The sequence below is a fragment of the Frondihabitans sp. PAMC 28766 genome, from assembly GCF_001577365.1.
Lineage (GTDB): Bacteria > Actinomycetota > Actinomycetes > Actinomycetales > Microbacteriaceae > Frondihabitans.
This window is the reverse complement of the sequence record NZ_CP014513.1, coordinates 1278382-1289778: the sequence shown is the minus strand read 5'-3', so window position 1 is coordinate 1289778 and position 11397 is coordinate 1278382. Positions and strand designations below refer to the sequence as shown.

Below are 11397 nucleotides of genomic sequence, written 5' to 3'. Positions count from 1 at the left end.
TCGGCAGCTCAGGCGTTGGCGTGCGCCCGATGCAGGATCTCGACGGCCAGATCGGGGTAGTCGGTGAAGATCCCGTCGACCCCGGTGCCGATGACCCGCTCGAACTCGGCGCGCCAGTCGCCGAACGCCGCCTTGTCCGGCCCCGTGCGCAGGGCTTTCACCACGAACTTGTTCTCGGGCCGGAGAGTCCACGTGAACACCTCGAGCCCGTGCGCGTGCGCCCGGCGGACGAGCGATGCGTCGGGCCGACCGTACTTGGTGATCAGCAGCCTCTTGGGCACGCTGACGCCCTCGACCTCGGCGGCCAGGCGGGCCAGCCCCTCGTCGGTGAGTTGTTCGGCGTAGGTCGTCGCGGCCGTGCCGTCGCGAGCGACGAGGTCGAACGGCGCGCCTTCGTCCTCGAGGAGGTAGACGGATCGGCCGCCCACCCCTGCCGCCTTGAGCTTCATCAGCACAGACTGCTCGAAGCTCTCGATCGTGAGACGCGGGTCGTCGATCCAGCCGGCCGCCTGCAGCTCGGCGGCGAAGAGCTCGTCGAGCGGAAGCCCGATCGACTCGAAGTAGGTGGCGTGCTTGATCTCGGCGACGAGCGCCACGGGGTGCCCGGCGACCGCCTCGGAGTCGAGCAGCGAGAGGAGGTCGGTGAGCCGCTGGATCCTGCCCTCGCCGTCGTGAAGGGCACTGGCCGGGCGCAACTCGGGCAGCCGCTCGCGAATGCTCAGGGTCGACAGCTCGGCCCAGGTGAAGTCTTCGGTGAACCAGCCCGCGACCATCTCGCCGTCGACGGATTTCGTGGTGCGGCGGTCGGCGAATTCGGCGTGGTCTTCGATGTCGGTCGTGCTCGAGATCTCGTTCTCGTGTCGGAGCACCAGGATGCCATCGCTCGTCGAGACGATGTCCGGCTCGATCGCCCCCGCACCGAGGTCGATGGCGAGGCGGTAGGCGTCGGCACCGTGCTCGGGCCGGTGGCCGCTCGCGCCACGGTGGGCGATGACGACGGGTTCGTGACTCACCCGCACACGCTAGCGGCCCTTCGCCGCCAGCAGGCGGGGCGCCAGGTGAACAAACGGTGTGCATCGCCTGCAAAGGTGCGCGCCCTGCAGTTATGCCGCTGGCGAATCGGCCTCTCATCAGGTGAATTCTCAGTCGGGCCCCGACGCCGAACCGTTACGCTAGTAGTCCAGCCGATCCATGGAGGACCAGATGGCACGATCGAACCCCGGCTTCAGTCAGTCGCCGGCTTTCTCGAACAACGGGCGCGACCTCGACAAGTGGCGCGCCTCGCAGGCCTCCGGTGCCCTGAGCGCCACCGAACTGCAGGACATGTACAACCGGCCGAGTGCGACGCCGCGCGACACCGACCGGATGACGTACGAAGACACGATCGCCAAGACCGTGGGCGTATTCGCGCTTCTCGTCGCGGGTGCGGTTGTGGGTTGGTTCGTCCCCGGCGTGTGGGTTGTCGGCGGCATCGCGGGGTTCGTCCTCGCCCTGGTCAACATCTTCAAGCGCCGCCCGTCGGCTGCGCTCGTGCTCCTCTATGGCGCTGCAGAAGGTCTCTTCATCGGTGGCATCTCGCAATTCTTCAATGCGATCTGGCCCGGCATCGTGCCTCAGGCAGTGTTCGGCACGCTGGGTGTGTTCGCCGTGACCCTGGCACTCTTCGCATCCGGCAGAGTCCGCGCATCCAAGCGAGCAACGCAGATCTTCCTCGTTGCGATGGTCGGCTATGCCGCATTCTCTCTGGTCAACTTCGTCCTCATGCTGACAGGCGTCACCAACAGCACCTTCGGCTTGCGAAGCGCTGAAATCTTCGGTATCCCGATCGGCTTCCTGCTCGGCATCTTCGTCGTGATCATGGCGGCATACTCCCTCGTGCTCGACTTCACGCAGATCAAGATGGGCGTCGAGCGGGGCGCCCCGCGCATCTTCGGCTGGCAGGCCGCCTTCGGCCTGGTCGTCACGATCGTCTGGCTCTACACCGAGATCTTGCGCATGCTCGCGATCCTGCGCGGCAACAACTAGCCACTCGCCAGCACCGCCGAAGCGGGCCGCCCCACGTGGGGCGGCCCGCTTTCGTCCGCCCCGGCCGCCACCCTCGATGAGCGTGCGCAACTCACCGCTCACGTTCGGCTGAGGCCGCACTTTGCGCACTCTCCGCGCGCAGAGTGCGCAACTCGCCGCTCACTTTCGGCTGAGTCAGCACTTTGCGCACTCTCCACGCGCGCCAGCCGAGCGATCCTGTCGCCAAACCACGAATCGGCCGAGACACACCGCCCAGGGCGGGTGTTTCGGCCGATCCGTGGTGCCTAGCGGCAGAGGGGAGCTACTCCCACTCGATCGTGCCCGGCGGCTTCGACGTGACGTCGAGCACGACGCGGTTGACCCCGGCCACCTCGTTGGTGATCCGATTGGAGATGCGCGCGAGCACGTCGTACGGCAGGCGAGTCCAGTCGGCCGTCATGGCGTCTTCGCTGGAGACGGGGCGCAACACGATCGGGTGACCGTAGGTGCGGCCGTCGCCCTGCACGCCGACCGAGCGGACGTCGGCCAGCAGGACGACGGGGCACTGCCAGATCTCGCCGTCCAGGCCGGCGGCGGTGAGCTCGGTGCGGGCGATCTTGTCGGCCTGGCGCAGCAGCTCGAGACGTTCGTGCGTGACCTCGCCGACGATGCGGATGCCGAGCCCGGGGCCGGGGAAGGGCTGGCGCCCGACGATGACCTCGGGGAGACCCAGCTCGCGGCCGATGGCGCGCACCTCGTCTTTGAAGAGGGTGCGCAACGGCTCGACCAGCTCGAACTGCAGATCGTCCGGGAGGCCACCCACGTTGTGGTGGCTCTTGATGTTGGCGGTGCCGGTGCCGCCGCCCGATTCGACGACGTCGGGATAGAGCGTGCCCTGCACCAAGAACTTCACTTCGCCGTCGCCGTCAGACGACGCCGCGGCCTCGAGCACGAGGGCCGACGCGGCCTCTTCGAACGAGCGGATGAACGAAGCTCCGATGATCCTGCGCTTCTGCTCGGGGTCGGTGACTCCGGCCAGGGCGTCGAGGAACTGCTGCTCGGCATCGATGGTGACCAGACGGACTCCTGTCGCCTCGACGTAGTCTTTCTCGACCTGGGCGCGCTCGTCGGCGCGCAGCAGACCGTGGTCGACGAACACGCAGGTGAGCTGATCACCGACGGCCCTGTGCACGATCGCCGCGGCGACCGCGGAGTCGACTCCACCGGACAGGCCGCAGATGACGCGGGCGGAACCCACCTGCGCCTGAATGCGGGCGACCTGCTCGGCGATGACGCTGCCGCTGTTCCAGTCGGCGGGGATGCCGGCGGCACGGTGCAAGAAGTTCTCGAGCACGGCCTGGCCGTAGGCGGAGTGCTTGACCTCGGGGTGCCACTGCACGCCGTAGAGGCGACGGGCATCGGAGGCGAAGGCCGCAACCGGAGTCGACGCGCTCGAAGCGAGCACCTCGAATCCTGCCGGCGCCTTGCTGACGGAGTCACCGTGGCTCATCCACGTCGTCTGGTCTGCGGGCTGGCCATCGAGCAGAGTCGAGGCAGAGCCGGTGCCCGAGACGTGCACATCGGTGGCGCCGTATTCGCGCAGGCCGGTCTGCGCGACCTCGCCGCCGAGGGCGACGGCCATCGCCTGGAACCCGTAGCAGATGCCGAGCACGGGCACGTCGAGCTCGAGGATCGCAGGATCGAGGGACGGCGCACCCTCTTCGTAGACACTGGACGGCCCGCCCGAGAGCACGATGCCGACGGGGCTCTTCGCCGCGACCTCGGCCGCCGTGATGGTGTGCGGGACGATCTCGCTGTAGACGCCTGCCTCGCGGACGCGGCGGGCGATCAGCTGGGCGTACTGGGCGCCGAAGTCGACGACCAGGACGGGCTTCTGAGCGGTCTCGTCGCTCACGCGGTGGCACCCTGAGCGGCAAGGGCGATTTCGCGCTCGGCCCGGAGGGTCTCATATTCGGAGAGGGCGATCTTGGCCATGTGGGCCTCGACGAAGAACGACATCAGCGGGATGACACCGCCGAGGGCGATGAGCACGAAGCGCGTGAAATTCCAGCGCATGATGCTCCAGAGCCGGAAGTCCATGAAGAGGTAGACGACGTAGAGCCAGCCGTGCACGATCAGGATGCCGAGCGACAGGTCGAGCGCCGGGTGGCGGATCGTGCCGGCCGGCACGAGGAGCCCACGGGGGTCGCCGAGCGCGAACTCGACGTGCAGGGGCGTGTACTTCAGCACCATCTCGAGGCAGAGCAGAAGCAGCATCACACCGGTGACGTAGGCGGAGATCTTGTACAGGCGCACGGCCCCCGGGATCTTGGGGATGTTGCGCGGCCGAGGCTTCAGAGGCATGAAATCCAGTCTAAATGTTGATCTGCGCCTAGTCGGCGCTGGGCGGCGAACTGACAGCGGAGTCGAGGAGAAGGGCCCGATCGGCGGCCGCGGCCTCTTCGGCCTCTTCGATCTGGCGCTCGAAGTCGTCGCGCACGAGGCGATACCAGAGGAAGATCGCGAAGCCCGCGAAGACGACCCACTCGACGGCGTAGAAGATGTTGAGCCAGTTGACGGTGGCCTTGTCGATGGGCGGCGGCGAGTAGATCGCGGTCATGCCGCCCCAGGTGCGGTCGGTGACGATGTAGCCGTTGTACACGTCGCCGCCGTCGAAGTCGGGCCACTCGTTGATGACCTGCGCAATGGAGAGGACGGTCGCCTCGTTCTGCTCGTACTTGCCGTCGTCGACGTCTTCGGTCGGGAGGTAGCGGCCGCCGATCGACAGGGTGGTCGGTGAAGTCGGCACCGACGAGATCGCCTGACGCGCACCGGCGGCGGTCTTCGACCAGCCGAGGGCGACGACGACGGAGGCGTTCTGCGACGTGTAGTCGAACCGGCCGATGAGCCAGTAGCCCGAGTCTTCGTGCTGCAGGCGGTCGCTGAGCACGCTGAAGTCTTTCGTGTCGAAGGTGCCGGTGAGGCTCACCTTCTGGCCGGTGAACTTGTCGAGGAACTTCTTCTGCGGCGCCTGCACGCTCGAGAGCGGCACGCGCGTCTCCGTCGCGGTGTGTGCGGGCTTCAGGCTCTCGACGCTTCGGTCGAGCTGCCAGTGACCGAGGAAGGCGAAGAGCGCTGCCAGCGCGAGGGCGAAGACGAGGGCTGCGATCCACTTCGGCGTGCGAGCGACCTCCCACATGGTCTCGGGAAGGTCGTCGCTCACTCGTGTGTCGGACATCTTCTAATACTCGGGGTCTCTCTGCCGGGGCTCGGCTCGCCGGGTGGCTCGCTGGTCGGACTGCTGCCCAGCCTGCTCTGCTGCCGGGTCGACCGGGACACCGTCGTCGTAGTCGCTGTCGTCGATGGAGTCGCTCTCGTCGCCGTCGTCGGCCTCGAAATCGAACGACTCGGGGTCGAACGCCGCTGGGCGTGCCACCTCGGTGCCGTCGGAGTCGAGGTCGGTCGACATGACTTCGTCGGGCCGACCCGGCAGGCTCTCGCCCGCCAGTGCGGCCTCCATCAAAGCTATCTCTTCGCTTCCGCGAGAGGCAGCCGTGCGGGGTGGGCCGCCATCAGCGACTTTCTTCCGCGAACGCAAGAGTACGCCACCAATCCTTTCGGAATTGCTGGCAAGGAGCGGCCCGACGATGGCCATCACGAGCACGTAGAGCCCGGCGAACGGCTGGATGCGCGCGTCGAGACCGGCCCCGGCCGACAGCGTGGCCAGGATCAGTGCGAACTCGCCCCGGTTGTGCAGGATGAACGACGTGTTGAGCCCGGCCCTCGGGCCGAGGTGGTTGAGCCACGCCACGAACTGCCCCGCCCCTAGGTTGACGAGCATCGTCATCAGGCAGGCGGCGAGCACCGGCCAGAGCACTTCGGGGAACAGGCTGGGGTTGAGGCCCAGGCCGAAGTTGAGGAAGAAGAACGCGGCGAAGACGTCGCGCATGGGCAGCGCGAACGTCTCGATGCGCGTGCGGTAGCGGGTGGCGCCGCAGATCAGGCCGATCAGGAAGGCACCGATCGCGTCGGTCACGCCGAGCAGCTCGCCGATGCCGGCGAATGCCACGGCCAGACCGAAGAACAGAACCGTGAAGAGCTCGTCGTCGCGCGTGCGCATCAGTCGCGAGACGAGTGCCCCGCCTTTTCGCGCGATCGTGAACATGACGATCAAGAAGACGAATGCGACTACCAGCTTGCCGATGATGGGCACCGGGTTGGTCTCGCCACTCAGCACGACCGAGACGATGGCGAGGTAGATCGCGATGAAGATGTCTTCGACGACGGTGACGCCCAGGATCATCGGCGTCTCGGCATTCGCCAGGCGGCCGAGCTCGATGAGCAGCTTGGTGACGATCGCGCTCGACGACGTCGCCGTGATCCCCGCGACGATCAGGGCCTCGCGCGTGCCCCAGCCCAGCCAGAAGCCGAACGCGAGCCCGACGACCATGTTGGCGAAGATGTAGCTGCCACCCGAGAGCACGAGGCGGCCGACGTTGCCGAAGAATTCGTCCTGGTCGAACTCGAGCCCGAGGTTGAACAACAGCAGGATCAGGCCGAAGATCGCGATGAGCTCGATCTTGTTCTGCCCGAAGCTCAGCGGGAAGAAGCCGACGTGCGGGCTCGCCAGCAGCCCGACCACCATGTACACGGGGATCGTGGGCAACCCGATGAGCTTGGCGAGCCGGCCGAGCACATAGGCGATGAGCAGCAGGATGCCGAGGACGAGGAGCTCTTCGCCCAGGTCCATCCCTGCTAGCTTCCGGGGTAGGGGCTGGCCCCGGCGGGGAGTCGACCGAGGCGGTGCTCGCCACAGGAGGCTTGAAGCCGCCGCTGCGGTAGAACGAGAACGCCTTCGCCACCTTCTCGGGTGACCCGGCCACCACGAGGGTGTCGCCGGGGAACACGCGGAAGTCGCCCGACGGCGCCGGGTTGGCGGTCTCGCCGCGCACCACGGCGACGACGGTGAGGCCGACGACGCCCTTCGCGGCGAGGTCACCCAGGGGCTGGCCGGCGATGTTGTCGTCGTAGTCGACGGTGAACCAGTCGATGCTGAGGCCGGGCATCTGCTCGAGCGCCGACAGCGACTCGGTGATGCGGGTGCCGCCGAGCAGCTCGGCGAGGGTGTGCGCCTCGTCTTCGCTCAGACGGAGCGACACCTTCTTGACGTCCTTGCCGTCGCCCTCGTCGCTGAACGTGATGAGGTCGCTGTGACCCGAGCGATGCGTGATCACGCCGCACTTGCCACCGTCGTCGGTGATGAAGGTGTGCAGAACCCCCACACCAGGGAGTTTCACACGACGCACGTCAACCATGGGCTGGTCTCCAGAAGAATCAGGGGCAGTCGTCTCAGCCTACCGTCGGCCGTGCGCCGAGGAGCCGGGCTGCTCGTTCGTGGAGACAACCAGGATCCGGGGCGACTGATTCCCTGAGGGGCCCTCGGTTCGCCCGAGGCGTAGGGAAGGTCGGTCAGTGCGGGTGGTACGGGGCCACCACGACTTCGACCTTCTGGAACTCCTTGAGGTCGCTGTAGCCGGTCGTGGCCATTGAGCGGCGCAGGGCGCCCATGAGGTTCGCGGTGCCGTCGGCCGTCGGCGTCGGGCCGTAGAGGATGTTCTCGAGGGTGCCGGTCGAGCCGACGTGCACGCGGCGGCCTCGGGGCAGCTCGGGGTGGTGCGCCTCGGCGCCCCAGTGGTAGCCGCCGCCGGGCACGTCGGTGGCGCGAGCGAGGGCCGCGCCGAGCATCACCGCGTCGGCGCCGACAGCGACGGCCTTGACGAGGTCGCCGCTCGTGCCGAGGCCACCGTCGGCGATGACGTGCACGTAGCGCCCGCCCGACTCGTCGAGGTAGTCGCGCCGAGCGCCTGCGACGTCGGCGAGAGCCGTCGCCATCGGCGCGTGGATGCCGAGCGTGGAACGCGTGGTCGAGGCGGCCCCACCGCCGAAGCCGACGAGCACGCCGGCGGCGCCGGTGCGCATGAGGTGCAGCGCGGCGGTATAGGTCGAGGCGCCGCCCACGATCACGGGCACGTCGAGCTCGTAGATGAACTTCTTCAGGTTGAGCGGCTCGCTGCTCTTCGACACGTGCTCGGCCGAGACGGTGGTGCCGCGGATCACGAACACGTCGACCCCGGCGTCGACCACCGTCTGGTAGAGGTCTTGCGTGCGCTGAGGGCTGAGCGCCCCCGCGACCACGACACCCGCTGCGCGGATCTCGGCCAGACGAGCGGTCACGAGATCGGGGCGAATGGGGGCGGCGTAGATCTCTTGCATCCTGGTGGTCGCGGCGTCGTCGGACAGCTCGCGGATCTCTTTCAGGATCGCGTCGGCGTCGTCGTACCGCGTCCACACGCCTTCGAGGTCGAGCACGCCGAGGCCGCCGAGCTGCCCGATGCGGATCGCCGTCTCGGGGCTCATCACGCTGTCCATGGGGGCCGCGATGATCGGGGTCTCGAACTGGAACGCGTCGATCGACCAGCCGACGTTGACGTCGCGCGGGTCTCGCGTGCGTCTTGACGGGACGACTGCGATGTCGTCGAATGCGTACGCTCTGCGGGCGCGCTTGCCGACGCCGATCTCTACCTCAGTCACGCCCCAACCTTACCGGTCCCCCGTTTTACCTATAGGCAGGCGTCCCCCGCACAGAAACTTCCTGTCGCTCGGGCCGCAACCCTGCGGGGAGCGTCGCGCGGGCTATCGCGGCACTCCGGCCCGAGCCAGCAGCCGGTAGAGGCGGTCCGGGTGCATGACGTCGTCCCAGGTCCACCGCACGACGCGGCGGACTCGACGATCGGCCAGGAGACGCGATTCGCGTTCTTTCTCCGCGACGACGACGTCGGACGGCGTTCGCCCGTTCAGCATCCCGGGGTCGGAGTATTTCTCGAAGCCGTCGAACTCGCCGACGACACCGGCGCGCTCCCACCAGAAGTCGACGAAGGCGTTCGTGCCGCGGCCGATGTCGAACGGCTCCTGCAGTCGCGGCGAAGCGAAGCCGAGCTCGGCCATGACGACGCGGGACGCACTCTCACCCGGGTTGGCGGCCCCATGGTCGGCGAACTCGAGCACGCGTCGAGCCGTCTTCTGCCCGTGGACGCGCTCGCTCGCATCCACTTCGCGCCTCACTGCGGCGAGAAGCACTTCTCGACCGTCTTCCGTCTCCTGCTGGTGCAGCGCGGAGTCCAGAGCGGCGACGCCGTCCCGAAACGGCGTGGTCAGCGCGAGGTCGGCCGCCGTCCGCGCTGTGCCGGTCGCTCGGAAGGGCTCGAGACCGAGAGCTTCGTGTCGATCCGGGCTGCCCGCGTGGATGACGAGACCGCTGACTGTTCTGGTCGTCCGCGCTCGGGGGTCGACGATGTGCACCCGGTCGTCTTCGCTGAGAGTCCGGATGCCCAGGACGGCCGCCGCTGAGTGATGCGACAGCAGGTCGGCGAAGCCGCGGGTCGAGCTCACCGCGGCGATCCGCAGCAGGCTCTTCTCGCGGGGCCGCGCCTGGTGCCACAGCGAGGCCAGGACGTAGGCGCCGCGCCGAACGCGCACGATCTCGCCTCGTGCGCAGGATCTCCGAAGGGCACGATCGTCGGCGACGGAATGGGCAGCGTAGACACCCTCGATGGGGCAGGCGGGAAGATGCATCCTGACAGGGTGTCGGGCCGATGTGGGCGGTCGCCCGGTTCTCCACAGGCCCCAGGCATTCTCCACAGGGAAGCGGCCCCGCCGACAGGAAGTTTCCTGTCGGGAGGGCCGCACCTATAGGTAAAACGGGGGGGAGGGGCTAGCCGCGGTAGTTGGGCGCCTCGACGACCATCTGCAGGTCGTGCGGGTGGCTCTCTTTGAGGCCAGCCGCCGTGATGCGCACGAACTTGCCACGGGCCTTCAGCTCGGGGACGGTGCGGCCGCCGACGTAGAACATGGACTGGCGCAGGCCGCCGGCCAGCTGGTAGACCACATTGCCGAGCGCACCGCGATAGGGCACCTGGCCCTCGACGCCCTCGGGGATGAGCTTGTCGTCGGAGGGGACGTCGGCCTGGAAATAGCGGTCTTTCGAGTACGAAGTGTTCTTGCCGCGAGTCTGCATGGCGCCGAGCGAGCCCATGCCGCGGTACGCCTTGAACTGCTTGCCGTTCAAGAAGACCATGTCACCGGGGCTCTCGTCGCAGCCGGCGAGAAGCGAGCCGAGCATGACGGTGTCGGCGCCGGCGACGAGCGCCTTGGCGATGTCGCCGCTGTACTGCAGGCCACCGTCGGCGATGACGGGCACGCCGGCCTCGCGGGCGGCGAGCCACGCCTCGTAGACCGCCGTGACCTGCGGCACGCCGACGCCGGAGACGACGCGGGTGGTGCAGATCGAGCCCGGGCCCACGCCGACCTTGATGGCGTCGGCACCGGCGTCGATCAGCGCCTGGGCGCCCGAGCGGGTCGCGACGTTGCCGCCGATGACGTCGATGTGGTCGAAGGTCGGGTCGGCCTTGATGCGCTTGATCATGTCGATCTCGCCGGCGCTCTCGCCGTTGGCGGTGTCGACGACGAGCACGTCGACGCCGGCGTCGCGAAGCGCCTGCGCACGCTGCCAGGCATCACCGAAGAAGCCGATCGCAGCGCCCACGCGCAGGCGACCTTCGTCGTCCTTCGTGGCGTCGGGATACTTCTCGCTCTTGTCGAAGTCTTTGACCGTGATGAGACCGCGCAGCTTGCCCGCCTCGTCGACGAGGGGCAGCTTCTCGATCTTGTGCTGCGCGAAGATCGCGACGGCCGAGTCGGGGTCGACACCCTCGCGCGCGGTGATGAGGTTCTCGGAGGTCATGACGTCGCGGACGAGCGTGGTGGCCATCTCGAACTGCGACACGAAGCGCATGTCGCGGTTGGTGATGATGCCGACGAGCGTGCCGTCGCGCTCGACGACCGGCAGACCGGAGACGCGGAACTGGCCGCAGAGCGCGTCGACGTCGGCGACGGTCGCGTCAGGTGACGTGGTGACCGGGTTGGTGATCATGCCCGACTCCGAGCGCTTGACCTTGTCGACGTGCGCCGCCTGGTCTTCGATCGAGAGGTTGCGATGGATGATGCCGATGCCGCCCTGGCGCGCCATGGCGATGGCCATGCGCGACTCGGTGACGGTGTCCATCGCGGCGGAGAGCAGCGGGACGGCCACCCGGATGCGCTTGGTGAGCTGCGACGAGGTGTCCGCCTCGGAGGGGATGACGTCGGTCTGCCCGGGCAGGAGCATGACGTCGTCGTACGTGAGTCCGATGAATCCGAAGGGGTCCGGCTGGTCCATGTGCCACCTTGTGCGCGAGAAGTGAATGAGAACCCGGATTCGCCGTCGAAGACCGGTAATGCATCTTAACTCAGAGCGGCGGATTCTATTCCAGAGGTGTAGAGGCAGGATGCGACGGC

General features: G+C 67.8%; 9 protein-coding genes and 1 pseudogene. 1 reads left to right on the top strand and 9 read right to left on the bottom strand.

Annotated elements, in window-relative coordinates; all coding sequences use genetic code 11:
- Positions 1-8: 8 nt before the first annotated feature.
- Entirely contained in the window at positions 9-1019 is a 1011-nt protein-coding gene (locus AX769_RS06345; RefSeq protein ID WP_369824068.1) for a glycerophosphodiester phosphodiesterase family protein, read from the bottom strand.
- A 184-nt stretch (positions 1020-1203) separates the two neighbouring features.
- On the opposite strand from AX769_RS06345, the gene AX769_RS06340 reads away from it, so the two are divergent.
- A complete protein-coding gene (locus tag AX769_RS06340; RefSeq protein WP_066283259.1) occupies positions 1204-2025 on the top strand; it encodes a Bax inhibitor-1/YccA family protein in 822 nt (273 codons plus the stop codon).
- Positions 2026-2326: 301 nt separating this feature from the next.
- On the opposite strand, the gene guaA is transcribed toward AX769_RS06340, so the two are convergent.
- The 8 genes and pseudogenes from guaA to guaB form a co-directional block, all read right to left on the bottom strand.
- Positions 2327-3919 carry a glutamine-hydrolyzing GMP synthase gene (gene guaA / locus AX769_RS06335; RefSeq protein ID WP_066277229.1) on the bottom strand — a complete coding sequence of 531 codons (1593 nt, stop codon included), beginning with the start codon at positions 3917-3919 and terminating at the stop codon, positions 2327-2329.
- Positions 3916-4368: a DUF3817 domain-containing protein gene (locus tag AX769_RS06330; protein WP_066277226.1), complete on the bottom strand. Its 453-nt coding sequence runs from the start codon at positions 4366-4368 to the stop codon at positions 3916-3918. The genes guaA and AX769_RS06330 overlap by 4 nt, the downstream gene beginning before the upstream one ends.
- Positions 4369-4396: 28 nt before the next feature.
- Positions 4397-5242: an SURF1 family cytochrome oxidase biogenesis protein gene (locus AX769_RS06325; RefSeq protein WP_082763530.1), complete on the bottom strand. Its 846-nt coding sequence runs from the start codon at positions 5240-5242 to the stop codon at positions 4397-4399.
- Positions 5243-5245: 3 nt separating this feature from the next.
- A complete protein-coding gene (locus AX769_RS06320; RefSeq protein ID WP_066277221.1) occupies positions 5246-6754 on the bottom strand; it encodes a cation:proton antiporter in 1509 nt (502 codons plus the stop codon).
- A gap of 157 nt (positions 6755-6911) precedes the next feature.
- A pseudogene (locus tag AX769_RS25065) lies at positions 6912-7070 on the bottom strand (hypothetical protein); the annotation flags it as partial.
- Between the two features lie 403 nt (positions 7071-7473).
- The gene (locus AX769_RS06315) at positions 7474-8595 is read right to left on the bottom strand and encodes a GuaB3 family IMP dehydrogenase-related protein (protein WP_066277218.1); all 1122 of its coding nucleotides are present in this window, start codon (positions 8593-8595) and stop codon (positions 7474-7476) included.
- 102 nt (positions 8596-8697) lie between these two features.
- On the bottom strand, positions 8698-9636 hold the full coding sequence (locus AX769_RS06310; protein ID WP_066277214.1) for a hypothetical protein: 939 nt from the start codon (positions 9634-9636) through the stop codon (positions 8698-8700).
- Between the two features lie 139 nt (positions 9637-9775).
- Positions 9776-11278, bottom strand: a complete 1503-nt coding sequence (guaB, locus tag AX769_RS06305) for an IMP dehydrogenase (protein WP_066277212.1) — start codon at positions 11276-11278, stop codon at positions 9776-9778.
- Positions 11279-11397: the final 119 nt, after the last annotated feature.